14 protein-coding genes are annotated in these 16,640 nt (G+C 58.6%); 11 read left to right on the forward strand and 3 right to left on the reverse strand.

The annotated features are described in order from the left end of the window. Positions 1–7 precede the first annotated feature (7 nt). Both groL and groES read right to left on the reverse strand, forming a co-directional pair. Complete coding sequence (gene groL / locus HGP12_RS11835) at positions 8–1,636, reverse strand: chaperonin GroEL (RefSeq protein ID WP_168878849.1); 1,629 nt, start codon at positions 1,634–1,636, stop codon at positions 8–10. 58 nt (positions 1,637–1,694) lie between these two features. Then, entirely contained in the window at positions 1,695–2,009 is a 315-nt protein-coding gene (gene groES, locus HGP12_RS11840; protein ID WP_168842892.1) for a co-chaperone GroES, read from the reverse strand. Positions 2,010–2,285: 276 nt separating this feature from the next. On the opposite strand from groES, the gene HGP12_RS11845 reads away from it, so the two are divergent. Further along, on the forward strand, positions 2,286–2,558 hold the full coding sequence (locus HGP12_RS11845; RefSeq protein ID WP_168878850.1) for an usg protein: 273 nt from the start codon (positions 2,286–2,288) through the stop codon (positions 2,556–2,558). A 512-nt stretch (positions 2,559–3,070) separates the two neighbouring features. Here HGP12_RS11845 and HGP12_RS11850 read toward each other — a convergent pair. Then, positions 3,071–5,410: a methyl-accepting chemotaxis protein gene (locus tag HGP12_RS11850; RefSeq protein ID WP_168878851.1), complete on the reverse strand. Its 2,340-nt coding sequence runs from the start codon at positions 5,408–5,410 to the stop codon at positions 3,071–3,073. A 626-nt stretch (positions 5,411–6,036) separates the two neighbouring features. Between HGP12_RS11850 and HGP12_RS11855 the strand changes: the two genes are divergently transcribed. The 10 genes from HGP12_RS11855 (at position 6,037) to HGP12_RS11895 (ending at position 16,622) form a co-directional block, all read left to right on the forward strand. Continuing rightward, positions 6,037–6,924 carry an amino acid ABC transporter permease gene (locus HGP12_RS11855; RefSeq protein WP_246703335.1) on the forward strand — a complete coding sequence of 296 codons (888 nt, stop codon included), beginning with the start codon at positions 6,037–6,039 and terminating at the stop codon, positions 6,922–6,924. Next, positions 6,924–7,685, forward strand: a complete 762-nt coding sequence (locus HGP12_RS11860) for an amino acid ABC transporter ATP-binding protein (protein WP_168878853.1) — start codon at positions 6,924–6,926, stop codon at positions 7,683–7,685. The genes HGP12_RS11855 and HGP12_RS11860 overlap by 1 nt, the downstream gene beginning before the upstream one ends. Positions 7,686–7,725: 40 nt before the next feature. Then, complete coding sequence (locus tag HGP12_RS11865) at positions 7,726–8,556, forward strand: ABC transporter substrate-binding protein (RefSeq protein WP_168878854.1); 831 nt, start codon at positions 7,726–7,728, stop codon at positions 8,554–8,556. A gap of 130 nt (positions 8,557–8,686) precedes the next feature. Then, on the forward strand, positions 8,687–9,559 hold the full coding sequence (locus HGP12_RS11870) for a polysaccharide deacetylase (protein ID WP_168878855.1): 873 nt from the start codon (positions 8,687–8,689) through the stop codon (positions 9,557–9,559). Continuing rightward, entirely contained in the window at positions 9,556–10,455 is a 900-nt protein-coding gene (locus HGP12_RS11875) for a polysaccharide deacetylase family protein (RefSeq protein ID WP_168878856.1), read from the forward strand. The genes HGP12_RS11870 and HGP12_RS11875 overlap by 4 nt, the downstream gene beginning before the upstream one ends. Beyond that, positions 10,445–11,806, forward strand: coding sequence for an MmgE/PrpD family protein (locus HGP12_RS11880; protein ID WP_168878857.1), 1,362 nt, complete (start codon positions 10,445–10,447; stop codon positions 11,804–11,806). The genes HGP12_RS11875 and HGP12_RS11880 overlap by 11 nt, the downstream gene beginning before the upstream one ends. Positions 11,807–11,854: 48 nt before the next feature. Continuing rightward, positions 11,855–13,243, forward strand: coding sequence for an argininosuccinate lyase (gene argH / locus HGP12_RS11885; protein WP_168878858.1), 1,389 nt, complete (start codon positions 11,855–11,857; stop codon positions 13,241–13,243). Positions 13,244–13,318: 75 nt separating this feature from the next. Next, entirely contained in the window at positions 13,319–14,260 is a 942-nt protein-coding gene (locus HGP12_RS11890) for a LysR substrate-binding domain-containing protein (RefSeq protein ID WP_168878859.1), read from the forward strand. A 363-nt stretch (positions 14,261–14,623) separates the two neighbouring features. Then, the gene (locus HGP12_RS34460; protein ID WP_281408504.1) at positions 14,624–14,746 is read left to right on the forward strand and encodes a hypothetical protein; all 123 of its coding nucleotides are present in this window, start codon (positions 14,624–14,626) and stop codon (positions 14,744–14,746) included. 481 nt (positions 14,747–15,227) lie between these two features. Then, positions 15,228–16,622: a TolC family outer membrane protein gene (locus HGP12_RS11895; protein WP_409527209.1), complete on the forward strand. Its 1,395-nt coding sequence runs from the start codon at positions 15,228–15,230 to the stop codon at positions 16,620–16,622. Positions 16,623–16,640: the final 18 nt, after the last annotated feature.

Genomic DNA, 16,640 nt, shown 5'->3' on the forward strand with positions numbered 1-16,640 from the left:
CCTCACATCAGAAGTCCGCGCCAGCGCCGGCGGGGATAGCGGGCGCCGCATCCTTCTTGGGTTTTTCGGCGATCATGGCTTCCGTCGTCACCAAAAGGCCGGCAACCGAGGCGGCGTCCTGAAGTGCCGTGCGGACGACCTTGGCGGGATCGATGACGCCCTGCGTATAGAGATCGCCGTATTCGCCTGTCTGGGCGTTCCAGCCATAGGAGAATTCAGATTTCTCACGCAGCTTGCCGACAATGATCGAGCCTTCGGCGCCGGCATTCTCAGCGATTTGGCGAACGGGCGCCTCGATCGCTCGGCGAACGATCTCAACGCCGACCTTTTGGTCCTGGTTGGCGGTGGTGAGATTGTCGAGTGCTTTGACGGCCCGAAGCAAGGCAACCCCGCCACCCGGCAGGATGCCTTCTTCGACGGCCGCCCGGGTCGCGTGGAGCGCATCATCGACGCGGTCCTTCTTTTCCTTCACTTCGACTTCCGTCGAGCCGCCAACGCGCAGGACGGCAACGCCGCCGGCAAGCTTGGCGAGGCGTTCCTGTAGTTTCTCGCGGTCGTAGTCGGAGCTGGTTTCCTCGATCTGCGCGCGGATCTGGGCAACGCGACCGTCGATCTCCGACTTCGCGCCGACACCGTCGATGATGGTCGTATTTTCCTTTTCGATCGCAACCTTTTTGGCACGGCCGAGCATGTTGAGGGTAACGGACTCGAGCTTGATGCCGAGGTCTTCGGAGATGACAGTGCCGCCCGTCAGGATGGCGATGTCTTCCAGCATGGCCTTGCGGCGATCGCCGAAGCCAGGAGCCTTGACGGCAGCGATCTTCAGGCCACCGCGCAGCTTATTGACGACGAGGGTCGCAAGAGCTTCGCCCTCGACGTCTTCCGCGATGATGACGAGTGGCTTGCCCGATTGCACCACCGCTTCGAGAACCGGGAGCATGGACTGAAGGTTCGAGAGCTTCTTCTCGTGGATGAGGATGTAGGGATCCTCAAACTCGACCCGCATCTTGTCGGTATTGGTCACGAAATAAGGCGAAAGGTACCCGCGATCGAATTGCATGCCTTCGACGACTTCGAGTTCGGTCTCAGCCGTCTTGGCTTCCTCGACCGTGATGACGCCCTCGTTACCGACCTTCTCCATCGCCTCGGCGAGATATCGGCCGATCTCCTGGTCGCCGTTGGCAGAGATGGTGCCGACCTGCGCAATTTCTGAATTGCTGGTGATCTTGCGCGCGTTGGTCTTCAGCTCCTTGACGACCGCGTCGACGGCGATGTCGATGCCGCGCTTCAGATCCATCGGATTCATGCCGGACGCTACGGCTTTCGCACCTTCCTTGACGATCGCCTGGGCAAGCACGGTCGCGGTCGTGGTGCCGTCGCCTGCAAGGTCGTTGGTCTTCGATGCCACTTCGCGTAGCATTTGGGCGCCCATGTTCTCGAACTTGTCTTCCAATTCGATTTCCTTGGCGACCGACACCCCGTCCTTGGTAATGCGCGGAGCGCCGAACGACTTGTCGATGACCACGTTGCGGCCCTTCGGGCCGAGGGTCACCTTGACGGCATTGGCGAGCACGTCGACCCCCCGCAGCATGCGTTCACGGGCGTCGCTGTGGAATTTGACTTCTTTCGCAGCCATTTCTTTAACTCCTCAATAGGCAGCTACTGTTGACTGATTGTTTGTTCACAAGAACGGCTCAGGCGGCCCGTTTCTGCTCGGCCTGGGCTTCGATGATACCCATGACATCGCTTTCCTTCATGATCAGCAGATCTTCGCCGTTGATCTTGATTTCCGTGCCAGACCATTTGCCGAACAGGACGCGATCCCCGGCTTTCACGTCGAGCGCCTGGATTTGGCCTGACTCGTTGCGCGCGCCCGGGCCGACGGCGATGACCTCGCCTTCCTGCGGCTTTTCCTTGGCTGTGTCGGGGATGATGATACCGCCCTTGGTCTTTTCTTCCGAATCGACGCGGCGGACGAGAATGCGATCATGAAGCGGTCGGAACGACATGTTTTCCTCCGTTGGACAAAAAAGATGACGTTGATCCCCTCGCCGGACCGGATGACCGGTCTGGGCGGGTGCGAACCTCATCTGAGCGTTCGCGCCGAAAGATTTATTTTTGCAATTTTTCGATTTCAAGAGGGCCAATTAAAAAATTTTCTCACATGGAGTGAGATTGCTAACGTGCTGGAAAGGAACAATAAACAGAGGGGCGGCGTTCAGAGTTCCGTTGATGGTGGCAAAATTTTGTGCCACCATCGGCGTGTCGTGAAACGGAGATGAAGCATGCGATTTTCATCGGATCTGGAGCGTCAGCTCAATGGCTATGGGCTTACCACCGCGCATATCCTCTACCGCATTCCCGAATTCGAGTCCGTCCTGCAGACCTACGTCTGGCAGAACTATGATCTGGCGCCTGATTTTCCCGAAATGCACAAGTTCCTGGACTTCTGGCAGGCAAGCCTCGACGGGCCTCTACATTCCGTCCGCTATACCCACCAGCGTCTGATCGGACCAAACGAATGGCGGCGGGTCGAGGGCGAATTCAAGCTGCATTGAAGTCCGAAGCCGAAATCTCCCCTTGCTAGGTCTTCGAAGACCGAGACTTGGTAAGCTCGGTCATTTCCCTTGCCTGTTCGGAGTAAAGGCCGATGTCGATTCTTCTGACCGGCGGCACAGCTTAGTCGGCACCCGACTTCTGCCCCGCCTGGTCGACGCGGAGATCGACTGCCAGAGTGCGCAGAAGAAGCTTCGCCACGAAACTACGAGTCGCGTTCAATAATGTAGCTAATGTGGTTTCGCTGGCGTGACAGGAAATACTGCTTTGCTGGATTCGAATGGACCAGCATCAGAACCGTCGTGTTCGCACCTTTTGAGGCGTGCTGCTTTGCCCTACCTTCAAACCGCGCGCCTTCTATTGATGGGCATCGACTGGCACGACCTGCGCTGGCTTCCTTTCAATCTAAGATGCCGATAAATAGCAAACGAAAAAGTCCCGGAAAACCTTTCCGAGACTTTCTCTAAGCCTAATGCATCGCAGGGCTTCGGCGCCCGCCTCGACGAGAGATTGATCAGAACTCCGACCACTCCTGCTGGAGATGTTTGAGCGCTGCGTTACCCTGCGTGGCGGGAGCGGCGCGTGCGGCCTGCCGGCCCGTTGCTGGGGCTGGGGCCGGTCGGGCCGCAGGTCTCGCCTGTGGCTGCCTGCGCTCGGCTGCGCCTGTGCGGAATGCGCTCAGGAGTTCGCCGAGACGGTTGGCCTCCTCGGAAAGACCTGATCCTGCCGCGTTCATCTCTTCCACCATAGCGGCATTCTGTTGTGTTGCCTGGTCCATGTGATTGACGGCGCCGTTGATCTCCGACAGTCCCATGGATTGCTCCTGAGCGGCGGTGGCGATCGCGTCCATATGCTGATTGATTTGCAGCACCAAGTCGGCGATAGCCGCGAGACCGTCACCGGTGTCGTTGACCAGCTTCACTCCCTCGCTGACGGCAACTTCGGAATTGCCGATCAGAGCCTTGATCTCTTTGGCGGCATTGGCAGAGCGTTGCGCAAGCTCACGCACTTCCTGGGCGACCACGGCAAAGCCTTTCCCAGCTTCGCCTGCACGCGCTGCCTCGACACCGGCGTTGAGCGCGAGCAGATTGGTCTGGAAAGCGATCTCGTCGATTACGCTGATAATCTGAGTGATCTGCTTGGACGAATGCTCGATCCTGCCCATAGCGTTGACGGCATTGCTGACGACTTGGCTCGAGTTTTCTGCCCGCAACCGCGCGCCACGGACTAAGTCACGTGCATCGCCAGCCCGCTTGGAAGTCGACTGGACGTTGGCCGTGACTTCCTCGAGGGCGGCGGCCGTCTCTTCCAGCGATGCGGCCTGCTGCTCGGTGCGCTTGGAAAGGTTATCGGAAGCCTGCGAGATTTCGTAGCTGCCACTATTTACCAGTGACGCGGCCTGACCAACGCGAGACATGGCTTCGCGAAGCTGGCTGACCGACGAATTGAAGTCTTGACGTAGATTTTCGAACTGCTCAGAAAGCGGCGTTTCGATCTCGCAGAGCAGGTCGCCGGATGCCAACTGACGCAGACCTGTCGCAAGCGAACCTGTTGCCTGCAACAGTCTCTGCTCGGCCTCTGCTTCGGCGCGACGCTGCACTTCGACGCGCTCATGTTCCGATCTCACCCGTACCTCTGTGGCTTCGGCTTCCAGTGCCTTATTGTGTATGGCTGCCTGCTGAAACACCTGTACGGAACGCGCCATGGCGCCGACCTCGTCGTGGCGCTCGACGCCGCCAATCGACACCGAGAGGTCGCCGTGGGCGAGTGCGGTCATGGAATGCGTTAGCACGCCGACCGGCTTTGTGACGCGGAAGATGATGACGCAGATACCGGTGATACTCAGGACCGCGGCGACGAGGAAGGTGAGCCCATAGGCGATCAGGCTGATGAATGCATCATTCTGGCTGGCGGCGGCCTTGCCGACCATGCCATCAGCCGCTGCCGCGGCGGTGTTTGTGATGGTCAGTAGCGCGGCGTTGCCAAGCGGGCGCCAGTCGTCGAGGGACATGGCCTTCTTCTCACCGGCTGCGAACTTTGCAAGCAATGCGCTGTGTTTTGCTGCAAAATCGCCAGTGAAATAGGTCGTGCTGCCGACCTTATAGGCGTCCTTGACCACCTGCGGTGTCGACGGATGATTGACCAACGTGCCGATCTGTCCCCAGGTGAAATTGGCAGCGTAATCGAATTGCTGGATCTTGCCGACGTCCTCAGGCTTCATTGCCTCTCCAGAGGCGAGCGTGTTGACGAACAACAGGTTTGCAGCACCTGCTGTCGCGCGGGTGTACCATGTCAGTGCACGGATCTGAATGAGTGCCGTCATTGAGGGATCACTTGTCCGAATCCGACTTTCGACGGCGTTCGAGCCGGCTTCCAGCGCTGTCAGCAGCTGCTGACCGATGTCCAGCGTCGTGGCCTGCAATGTCGGATCACGATCCACGAGCTTCTTTGTGATCTCGCTGTCGAGCTTTGACCGGAATGCGACAACCCGGTCGTATGCGGTCATGATGTCGGCCAGCGGGACTTTGAGCGTCGCGTCGTCAATAGTTGCCGAGACCGATTTTGCCTCGTCCATATACTTGTCGACTGTGGCGCGATCCGCCTTCAGCAGGGCGAGTGTTCCCTCTTGCGTGCCAAGCTCAAGTTTGGCGAGCGATGAGCCGTCACCCCGCTCGTTTCTAAAGTTGGCGAGCGTCTGGAAGATCGCGCGATCGAGCAGGGTAAACTTGGAGACGTCGGAATAAGTGCTTTCGCCGCGGTAGGCATCAAGCATCGAAGATCCCGCTAGCACGCATAGCGAAGCGCTGAGCAGAAGGAAAATTCCGACAAGGACGTTACGGATAGAGAAGATCATAGATGCGCACCTGCGTTCCAAGGTGCCGTGACGCTAAACCGCTTCACCGAGACCCGAATTTCTGGAGCCTTGTGTCATCTCGTTCAAAGGAGAACTAGTTCGTAAGCCATTGAGACAACACCAGAACGCAGGCGCCTCATGGCCTGTCCAACCAGAGACCAAAATAGCTCGGCTTTATTGAAGCAGGATTAATATCGCCTTCCGGAAAAAGATAAAAACAATGGAATTCAGACGACGTCGTTCGTCGATGTTCGGCCCACCTCGGGAACCGTGTCGGCGTGTCCACGAACCTGCCTAGTCTAAGGTCTTTTTGCGGCGAGTGGTTTCAATTCCAGAGCCGATACCCTCGGGGGTTAGCCCGGCTGCTCAACCATCCGATCGCCCGCTTGCGCACGGTTGGGTGCGTATCGGTCGGCCCGACAGCCAATCCCCCGCGAACAACGTCCAGAGTCGCTCGCGTCTCAATTGATGGCGGCGAGCTTGTGCAATGTCGTCATGGGCCTATTTGATTTATGCGCAATTTGCATAAATCGCATGTGCAAATCTCGTTTGTGGCCAAATTAAAAAGCGACGTAGGTTTTCTTATTAGAAAACGAAGCTCATTAACGAGCTCAGGGGATCGAAACTTGACGAATTCAGCGCCACTAGACGTGAACGCGCTCGTGATCGTGCCGCAGCGGAAAATCGGCACCAAGATCATGGCTGCGGTCTGTATCATCCTTCTGCTTCTGCTGGCGAGAGCCTTCTGGAAGGGCGACATTGCCTGGGAATATGTCGGGGAAAACCTCTTTTCCAAATCCGTCCTTGCAGGCGTCGGCAATACGATCATCATGACGGTCTGCGCCATGATCGTCGGTATCGTCCTTGGCGTCATAGCGGCCATCATGCGCATGTCCGACAATCCGGTTCTGCGCAGCATATCCGTCGGCTATGTCTGGCTGTTCCGGGGCACGCCGGCGCTGCTGCAGCTCCTTCTGTGGTTCAATCTCGCGCTGATTTTCCCGACGATCGGCATTCCGGGATTTCTCTCGGTTCGAACCGTCGATGTGATGACCCCCTTCGTTGCGGCTCTTCTCGGGCTTGGCATCCAGCAGGGTGCCTATACCGCCGAAGTCGTGCGCGCCGGCATCCTGTCGATCGACAAGGGGCAGATGGAAGCGGCGCAATCGATTGGCATGACGAAGTTGCGGGCGACCTTGAAGATCGTTCTGCCACAGGCCATGCGCGTCATCGTTCCGCCGATCGGCAACGAGACGATCGGAATGGTCAAGCTGACGTCGCTCGCGAGCGTCATCCAATATTCCGAGGTGCTGAGAAGCGTCGAGGACATTTACTACGTCAATTCGCGCGTCATCGAACTGCTGATTGTCGCCGCCATCTGGTACATGGTCATCGTCACCGCCTTGAGCCTCGCGCAGATCTACATCGAGCGGCATTTCTCCAAGGGATGGGGCAGGCGGGACGCCAGCGCCCAGCAGGCAACCAATCAGGCTCTCGTCGGGGAGGCTGGCTGATGGACGCGATCATCAAGGCGCACGGTCTGCAGAAGTATTTCGGCACGTTCCACGTCCTGAAGGACATCGATTTCGAGATCAGAAGGGGGGAGGTGGTCTGCATCATCGGACCATCCGGCTCGGGAAAAAGCACTTTCCTGCGCTGCATCAACCAGCTCGAGCAGATCGATGCCGGTTATGTCACGGTCGAGGATGAAATCGCCGGCTATCGCCGCGAAGGCAACCGGCTGTTCCCTTTGCCGGACCGCGAGATCGCCCGCCAGCGCCAGGCTGTCGGCATGGTCTTTCAGAAGTTTCATCTCTTCCCGCATCGCACGGTCCTGCAGAACATCATCGAGGGTCCGGTCGGCGTGCAGAAGCGGCCGCGGCAGGAATGTATTGCCGAGGCGCGCGTCCTTCTGCAGCGTGTCGGCCTCGCCGACAAGGCCGGCGCCTATCCGGGCGAATTATCCGGCGGTCAGCAGCAGCGCGTCGCGATCGCCCGCGCACTTGCGATGAAGCCGAAGGCGATGCTGTTCGACGAGCCAACCTCGGCGCTTGATCCCGAACTTGTCGGCGAAGTTCTCAGCGTCATGAAGGAGCTTGCAGCTTCCGGCACTACGATGATCGTCGTCACGCATGAGATCGGCTTTTGCAGGGAGGTTGCCGATCGCGTCGTCTTTATGGATGGCGGCATGATCGTCGAGACCGGTACACCCGGTGAGATCCTTGAAAACCCCAGAAATCCCAGAGTGAAGAACTTCATCTCTGCGGTGCTTTAAACAACAAGACCCTGAAGAAAGAACATCAGAGGAGAATTTCATGAAACTCATTCGTCTCGCCGTTTCCGCGGCCCTCTTGTCGCTCGCTGCGACCGCCGCGTCCGCGGATTCGAACCTGAACCTGCGTAAGGATGGCGAGCTACGCATCCTGACGAACCCGATCTATCCGCCGATGGAGTTCGTCAATCCGAATAGCGGTACAATCGATGGCTTTGATGTCGATCTGGCGAATGCCATTGCCAAGAAGCTCAATCTGACGACCGTCTTCGTCACCTCGGCCTTCCAGGAACTGCAAAGCGGCCTTCAGACCGGACGCGCCGACATGATCATCTCCGGCATGAGCGACAATGTGAAGCGCCAGGCGAGCATGGATTTCGTCGACTATCTCACCAGCGGCCCGATCCTGTTTACCGTCAAGGCCAATGCCGACACGTACAAGGAGACGACCGATCTGTGCGGCAAGACCGTTGCTGGAAGCCGCAGCACGTCCTTTGGTGACAACGTCAAGTCCTGGAGTGCGGCCAATTGCGAGGGCAAGGGCAAGCCGGCCATCAAATTCGAGGGGACCGCGGATTCAAATGCTGCCCGTCTCGGCATGAAGCAGGGACGCTATGACGCCGTCGTGCAGGGCATTGAGACGATCGCCTATCAGATGCATCTCGAGCCGGACACCTATAAACTCGTCGGCGAACCGTTGCTCAGCAACGACACCTTCGGCATGGGTTTCAAGAAGGACAATACCGCGCTTCGCGATGCGATTGCCGGTGCGCTCGACGCCGTCATCAAGGACGGCACCTATGACCAGATCCTTCAGAAGTGGGGCCTCGTGCACAACGCTGTTCCGAAGGCCGTCATAAACAGCGTCAAGTAACATCCAAGGCAAGCGCCGCTCTTAGCGCGGCGCTTCCAGATCCTCTGCATGCAGCCATTGGCCGGGACGCTTCGGCGTCCGCGGGCGGATAGCGGCGCCCTGAAAAACTCAAAACGCATAGCTGAATCCCATGACTGCCAAGAGTGCAACCAAATCGGCGAAACCAACTTTGTGGCCGGAAGGCCGGCAATCGGCGGTGGCGCTCGCCTTCGATGTCGATGGCCCGACGGGTGACGCGATGCTCGACGGCTCCCTGCTCTCCAACCCACGCTACTTCACACAGGGCGCCTATGGCCCGTGGCGGGCACTGCCGCGCCTTCTCGACCTTCTCGGAACATATGGTCTCAAAGCGACGTTCTTCGTGCCGACCTGGGTGGTCGAACATTGGCCGTCGCAATGCGAACGCATCCTGATGGAGGCTCACGAAATTGCCTATCACGGTCACTATCACGAGGTCTTCATCAACTGCAGCCCGCAGCAGCAACTCGACATCATGGAGCGCTCGCGCGAAATCTTCCGCTCCCGAATGGGGATGATTCCGGTCGGTTTCCGCACGCCCTCGGGTGACTGGAGCGACGAAACGGCCGAACTTCTGCGCGACTTCGGCGTCATCTACTCCAGTTCGATGCGCGGTGACGACCGTCCTTATTTCCACACGACGCCGCGCGGGCGCGGCCTTGTCGAGATTCCGGGGCGGTGGGATATCGATGATTACACCGCTCTTGCCTACAGCGAGGAGCCTGATTTCCCCGTCGGTCTCGACCGGATTTCAGGCTACGGCGACGTTCAAAGCAACTGGTGCGCCGAATTCGAAGGCTATCACCGCGAAGGGCTTTGCTGGACGACGATCCTGCATCCGAAGGTCTGCGCCAAGCCGGGGCGGCTTGCGATCCTCGAAGGCCTTTTCAAAGCGATCACCGCCCATGGCGACAGCGTTTGGACAACACACTGCGCTGAAATCGCAAAATGGTGGATCGCACAACATCCGGAGAATGCCGCATGATCAGCACGGCTGCCGAAAGCTACTGGCCACAGGGCAAGAAATGCGCAGCGATTGTCTCCGTGATCTTCGACGACGGCCTCGATGCGATTGCACAGGCTCCCGATCTCAAAGGGCGCGCCAAGAGCTTTTCCGTCTGGCAATATGGAGCCGCGCGCGGCGTCGAGCGTCTTTGCGATGTCTTTGCTAATGCGGACATATCCACAAGCTGGTTCGTGCCCGGCATCCTCGTTGAAAAGCATGAACAGCTGCTGCGCGATGTCGTGTCGCCGCGCCATGAGATCGAGAGCCACGGCTGGAGCTTTGAACGCTATGACGCCATATCAGCACCTGAAGCCGTCGATCTCCTCAAGCGCAGCCGGGAGCGACTGAATGCGATCGCATCGAACGATGTTTCCGGCTTCCGGTTGCCCGCCGGCAACTGGCCGCGTCGCTTCGATCGCCTGCTTCTTCAGGCGGGCTATTCCTGGTCGGCGTCGTTGAATGGCGACGATACGCCCTACAGCCATTTCTCGTCGCTGGTGGAGATCCCGGTTCATCTCGAGCTCGAGGACCGGCCTTATTTCCAGTTCAATTTCACCCCGGCCTTTCCGAAAGGGCAGGGGCGTCTCCCCTCCTATGAGGCGGTTCTCGGCAACTGGATCGCCGAGTTCGATGCCTACCGCCAATACGGCCTCTGCTATGTCATCCAGCTTCACCCGGAATGGACCGGAACGCCCGGCCGGATCGCGCTCGTGGCAGCCTTGCTCGCTCATATCGCCAGCTTCGATGATGTGTGGTTGGCAACGGCTGCAGAAGTAGCTCGCTGGCACGCCGGGAAGGGCATTGCCGCGCCTGGCGATCATCCCGTCAATGTCTATGAAGCCTATGTCGACGAGGAGCGGGCCGTTGAGCGATAATCTGACACAGGCATTGGCGGGGCTGGTTTGTTCGACGAAATTCGAGGCCTTTCCGCCTGAAACCATTCACAAGGCGAAGCTCCATATTCTCGATACGCTGGGTGCTGCGATTGCCGGTTCGGCATCGCGCGAAACCGATGCCGTCGTCGCGATGCTTGGCATCCAGGCCGGAGCCGGGAACGTCCCGATCTGGGGACGGCTGATCGGGACGGACGCGAGGACGTCGGCCTTCGTCAACGGCGTATCGGCTCACGCCTATGAGCTTGATGACAGCGGCGGCTGCGATCATTCTGGTGCCGTCGTCCTTCCGGCCGTGCTCGCCGTCCTCGGCGATCATAGAGGGTCGATCGGCGGCCGCGAACTGTTGCGCGGTGTCCTACTCGGTTACGAAGTCGGCCGGCGCGTATTGGAAGCAGTCGGTGGATACGAGGAGCATAACGGTCTCGGCTGGCATTCCACGGGAACTTGCGGCGCGTTCGGCGCTGCCGCCGCCGTCGGCAGCGTGGTAAACCTCGACGTGACCGGCATGGCCTCCGCGCTTGGCGCGGCCTGCTCCTTTGCCGGCGGCACCTGGGCCTTCATCCACAATGGCAGTTCAGCCAAGAAGCTCCATGCCGGCCGTGCCGCCGAAGGCGGCCTCATGGCCGCCTATCTCGCAAGGCAGGGGTTCGAAGGTCCCGACAGCGTCTTCGAGACGAAGCGCTGGGGCAGCTTCTTTGCGACCTTCGGCGCGGGCAAGGGCGATCCCCAAGCGCTTGTCCGCGACTTCGGAGATTATTGGCGTCTGAACCGATGCTCCATCAAGCCGCACGCCACTTGCCGCGGCACGCATGCGGGGATCGATGCACTGGATCTCATGCTGCAGCGCTACGGCGTTGCGCCTGCCGATATCGCCGCCATCGAAATTGATATCAGCGGCTTTCAGTACGGCATGTGCGGCGGCAAGGTCATCCAATCCCGCGCGCAAGCCCAGATGAGCTTGCCCTATGCGCTGGTCGCTCGGCTGCGCTATGGCAAGGTCTTTCTGGCCGAGCTGGAAGAGGCCGCTTGGTCGGCAGTCGAGATCGGTCCGTTGATGGATCGCATCACAGTTCGCGTCGACCCGGCGATGAGGGACGAGGACGAACCGGCGATCACGATCGTGACGAACACTGGCGAACGGCATCGGCTCGTCGTCGAATTTCCCCTCGGAGGCCCGCAGAACCCGCTGAGCGACGAGCGGTTAGTCGCCAAATATACGGCGCTCGCCCGCATGGTTCTGCCGGCAGCAAAGGTCGACGTTATCAGCGACTTCGTTCTCGACCTTGAAAACCAGGCCGACGCTCGCAGCCTGCTTACTCTGCTTCAATAAAGGATGCGCCCGGAGGAGGGCGGCGTTCGTTCAAAAGGGAAGACCGCGATGAGAAACCAGAAAGAAGCCACATGGTCGCCGCTGTTCAAGGAGGCGGTCTCCCGGGATTTCGAGAGCTTTCACGAGTGCCTCGATCAGGACAAGCGCATAGCCTTGCACGATGTTGCGGGTTCGAAGGTCCACGCCGATATGCTTGCCCGTGCAGGCATCCTAAGCGCGCAGGACAACGCCCAGATCCAGGCCGGCTTGGACCAGGTGGCGGACGAAATGCGCTCGGGTACCTTCGAATGGAAGACGGAACTCGAAGACGTTCATACCAATGTCGAGAGCCGGTTGATCGCCCTGATCGGGGATGCTGGCAAGAAGCTGCATACCGCCAGATCGCGCAACGATCAGGTCGCGACCGATATCCGTCTCTATGCCCGAGAGCAACTGGATCTCCTGGCCGATGATCTGAAAACGCTGATTGGCGCATTCGTCGATCTTGCCGAGAAACACGCCGATGCGATCATGCCGGGCTTCACGCATCTGCAGGTGGCTCAGCCCATCACTTTCGGCCACCATCTCATGGCCTATGTCGAAATGTTCCTGCGTGATCTCGACCGCGTTGGCGCAGCGCGCGAGCGCCTCAACGTTTCCCCACTTGGGGCCGCAGCGCTTGCCGGCACCGGTTATCCGATCGATCCCGAATATAGCGCTTCTGCGCTTGGCTTTTCGGGGTCCTTCGTCAATTCACTCGACGCCGTTTCCGACCGTGACTATGTCGTCGATGTTTGCAGCGCCGGTTCGATCATCATGGGACATTTGTCGCGTTTCAGCGAGGAAGTCATCCTCTGGTGCACGCCGATGTTCGACTTCATCGAGGTCGGCGACCAGTTCTGCACCGGCTCCTCGATCATGCCGCAGAAGCGTAATCCAGATCTCGCGGAACTGGTGCGCGGCAAGGCCGCCCGTGTCATGGGCAATCTCACTTTTTCCGCAGCCCTGATGAAGAGCCAGCCGCTCGCCTTCAACAAGGACCAGCAGGAATCGAAGCCGCCGTTGACCGATACGCTTGAAACCGTGCGCGCGGCTGTCCGCGTCACGGCTCAAATGATCCCGACCATCAAAGTCAAGCATGCCAAGATGCTTGCGGCTGCCAATCAGGGCTATTCGACGGCAACCGATCTTGCCGATTATCTCGTCCGCGCCGGCTTGCCGTTCCGCGATGCGCACCATGCCGTTGCCGCAATCGTCGGCACTGCCCGCGACAAGGTACTGCCGACGCTCTCGGAGCTTTCGCTTACCGATATGCAGACTTTTGCGCCGACCATTCGCGAGGACGTGTTTGAGGTGCTGACGGTGGAGGGCTCGGTCGCCAGCCGCGATCACAAGGGGGGCACAGCGCCGCGAAGGGTGAGAGAAGCCATCGAGACGGTGCGCCGGGCGATTGCCTGAGTGTATCGGTTGCCATTCCATCCGCATGCTTTAATGCTTGTTGTTTCACACAGCAGCGGAGAAACCGGGTAGGGAATGGAGCCGAGGTTCGATCATAACAGATTGCCGCCGCTGCAGACGCTGCAGACCTTTTCGGTCGTCGCGGAAACAGCCAGCTTCACGGCGGCGGCAGCCGAGCTCAATCTGAGCCAGAGCGCGATCAGCCGGCAGGTGCAGCAGCTCGAGCATTATTTCGGCTGTAGCCTGTTTGAGCGCCATACGCGCAAAGTGGCGCTGACGGAGCGTGGCATGGCGCTGATCCCGATCGTCGATGGTCTGCTCGCCTCGTTGAAGACCTCGTTCGAGGCGACGCGGACGACGGTGCGGTCGCTGACCATCCGCATGCCCCCGACCTTCGCGCGCAAATGGTTCCTGCCGCGGCTCCCGGATCTTCACAACCATCATGAAGACCTGAACATCAATATCGATACCGCCTGGTTCCTTCGGCCAACCTTTTCGGTCGGCGATATCGACATGCTGATCACCTACGGCAACGGCAACTGGCCGGGGATGGATGTGCTGCCGCTGTTACGAGAACAGTTGACGCCGATGTGCTCGCCTCAGTTTCTATCTAAACTTGGCGATCCGCCTGAGGTCGAGAACCTGCAGAGCTGCGTTCTGCTGCATTCCAATCCACGACACAGCGACTGGACGCTCTGGCTGCAGGCCGAAGGCGCCTATTCCTTTCAGGCAACCCGCCACCAGGTCTTCGACACGCAGGATTTCGCGATGACTGCTGCTGCGAGCGGTTATGGCGTGACGATGGGCGATCTCGCCTTTTCGCGACAAGATCTGGAAAGCGGTGAGTTGGTCGCCCCATTCAAACGTATCATCGACAGCGGCTACGGCTACTACGCACTTTGGCCGGCCCGCGCCGAAGCGCGCCAGAAAGTACGCGCCTTTTCCGATTGGTTGGGGCACGCCTGCAGCGCGAGCCCGGACGGCTTTGGCGGAGATCGAACCGAGGCTTTATCGTAGCGTTATCGCAGTCTTTCGATGCCTCGATTGTGACGTCTAATTCCGCCGCACGTTCGGCGCGCCGCTATCGAGACCTTTTTCCTGCGACGTTGACATGAGCCAAATTAAGACCATCGCGACTCGCGGATCGAGCTGATGCAGACAGAAGCGTGCTTCACCAAAATCCGAACCTATACCCATCTATCAGAGAAAGCCGAGCTTGCCTGGTCATCAGTCTTGCGGCCGAGGCGGTATGGCAAAGTGGTAAGCTCGCACGCAAGGCACAAGACACCACCCTTGAATGGGTAACAAAGAACAAGGCTGCTGTCGCCGCCGAGTGGAACCGGACTAATCCCCGCTTTCCCGGTTGAGGAAGGGAAACATATGAGCCACCCGTCAACCCAGCCTGATATCGAGGTGATGTTCGAACCGACATCGCTTCGCTTCGACGGCGGCGCGGCCCTGTCTAGTTCCGCGAGCGAGGAAAATGCATCGGAAACGCCGTAAACGCGATCACCATCCGCGTCGGCTTCTACCATATGCCCAACGAAGAAAATGAGGCCTTCAGTCTTCGATGGCTGGCGGATTGCGGTCATCCACGCATCTGGGACATGCTTGCCAATGAGTTATTTCTAATATTATCAAAATTTTCGACTGTTTTAAATTGAATTCTGACGGGTCGGAATAGCTAATGCCATGTACATTCTGTGTGTGACCGGAGGTAATAATTGTTGCCATCTTGCGACAGTGACATGCGACTCTGTGAATAGTCCAAAAATAGTCACTTGGTTTCGGCCAGACAGGCTTGCGCTCTTCGGTATTAACTGTTTCAGGAGATTAAATCGGAATCTATTTTGCAAGTGGACGTGATGTCGTCTACGCTTGTAGGTAAATAAGACTTACAAAACGTATCTGCTAAAGTATAATTTGGGGAAGGGACGTAGTTTTGGTTTATAAGACGCGATTGATGGCGGCAATCGGTATTTCGATGGCCGTGAGTTCTTTATCAAGCGGTTCTGCGGGCGCCATGACGTTGCAGCAGGCAATTGATAAGACAATGAAAACTAATCCTCAGATTATGCAGGCAGCGCAAAATCGGGAAGCAACCGAGTTTCAATTGCGTCAGGCGAGGGGTCTTTACCTGCCCTCAGTCGACCTCGAGTCTGGTTATGGTCGCCGTAGACTATCGGACGTCACATCCGGCGCCTTGTCGCGTACTCATGATTACTTGAATCCGGCAGATGTAAGCTTGACTATTACGCAGACTTTGTTCGATGGCGGCGACCGCAAGGCGCAGAAGGACAAGCAGGCGGCTCGTGTCGACGGTGCATCCTTCCGCGTCCAACAGCGCTCGGAAGCATTGGCGCTGGAAGTGACCCAGAATTATCTTGAATATCAGCTGCAGATGGAGATCGTCGCGGCTGCTGAAAAGAACGTCGCCTTCCACAAGCAGATGGTCGGAAATATCGAGGATAGCATCAAGGGCGGCGCTCTCACGGATGCCGATCGCCTTCAGGGCGGTGAGCGCCTGCAGGCGGCTAACGCCCGCCTTCAGGAAGCAAAGAAGGAGCTCGACGCGACGAAGATCCGCTTTCTCCAGGTTGTCGGCGAGTCGATCAGTAACGCGAGCCGACCGGCTTCCGTTGCGCGTTACCTGCCCAAGACATTGGACGACGCGGTCTTCATTGCTCAAAAGAACAACCCGCAGATCTCGTCGGCCAAGGCTGATGTCAATGCCGCTGACGCAGACGTGCGCGGTTCCAAGTCCGCATTCCTGCCGCGGCTAGACCTCGTCGGCAGCGCTCGCATTGGTGACGATGTCGATGGCAACAAGGGTAACACCAGCGACGTCCAGGTCGGGGTCGTTGCCAAATGGAACCTTTATCACGGCGGCATCGATACCGCCCATCAACAGGAGCTGGTTCGTCGCGCCGCCGAACAGCGTTTTGCACTGAGCCAGACTTACCGCGAGGTCGACGAGTCCGTCCGGTCCGCGTGGAGCGAGCGTACCAACGAGGCTCAGTTAGCGCATATCCTGGGCGGGCAGGAAAAGACCAACGCCCAGCTCGTCACGTCTTACCGCGAGCAGTTCAAGGTTGGCCAACGCTCGCTGCTTGATCTCCTGGATGCCCAGAACACCCGCTTCAACACCGAGATTTTGGCCAAGACGGCGGAGGTCGCATCCCTTTTTGCCGAATACAAGATCCTCGCAGCATCGGGCAGCCTGTTGTCGACGATGAAACTGAAGCCGGTCGATCAGGCGACGCCTTATGCCCGCGATCAGTTCGCTGTTTCGTCGAATACGGCTGATCCTGGATATACCAAATACGACTCGCATCAGAAGCCCGGCCTGCCGATGGATCTGCTCGAGCCGATTCGTTAATCGTTACGATCCGAATTG

The sequence above is a fragment of the Rhizobium sp. P28RR-XV genome (assembly GCF_012641385.1).
GTDB lineage: Bacteria > Pseudomonadota > Alphaproteobacteria > Rhizobiales > Rhizobiaceae > Rhizobium.

Bases quoted from the DNA above. Each gene is read 5' to 3' on its own strand.
- groL (WP_168878849.1), bottom strand. From the start codon at position 1,636: ATGGCTGCGAAAGAAGTCAAATTCCACAGCGACGCCCGTGAACGCATG.
- groES (WP_168842892.1), bottom strand. From the start codon at position 2,009: ATGTCGTTCCGACCGCTTCATGATCGCATTCTCGTCCGCCGCGTCGAT.
- HGP12_RS11845 (WP_168878850.1), top strand. From the start codon at position 2,286: ATGCGATTTTCATCGGATCTGGAGCGTCAGCTCAATGGCTATGGGCTT.
- HGP12_RS11850 (WP_168878851.1), bottom strand. From the start codon at position 5,410: ATGATCTTCTCTATCCGTAACGTCCTTGTCGGAATTTTCCTTCTGCTC.
- HGP12_RS11860 (WP_168878853.1), top strand. From the start codon at position 6,924: ATGGACGCGATCATCAAGGCGCACGGTCTGCAGAAGTATTTCGGCACG.
- HGP12_RS11865 (WP_168878854.1), top strand. From the start codon at position 7,726: ATGAAACTCATTCGTCTCGCCGTTTCCGCGGCCCTCTTGTCGCTCGCT.
- HGP12_RS11870 (WP_168878855.1), top strand. From the start codon at position 8,687: ATGACTGCCAAGAGTGCAACCAAATCGGCGAAACCAACTTTGTGGCCG.
- HGP12_RS11875 (WP_168878856.1), top strand. From the start codon at position 9,556: ATGATCAGCACGGCTGCCGAAAGCTACTGGCCACAGGGCAAGAAATGC.
- argH (WP_168878858.1), top strand. From the start codon at position 11,855: ATGAGAAACCAGAAAGAAGCCACATGGTCGCCGCTGTTCAAGGAGGCG.
- HGP12_RS11890 (WP_168878859.1), top strand. From the start codon at position 13,319: ATGGAGCCGAGGTTCGATCATAACAGATTGCCGCCGCTGCAGACGCTG.
- HGP12_RS34460 (WP_281408504.1), top strand. From the start codon at position 14,624: ATGAGCCACCCGTCAACCCAGCCTGATATCGAGGTGATGTTCGAACCG.
- HGP12_RS11895 (WP_409527209.1), top strand. From the start codon at position 15,228: ATGGCCGTGAGTTCTTTATCAAGCGGTTCTGCGGGCGCCATGACGTTG.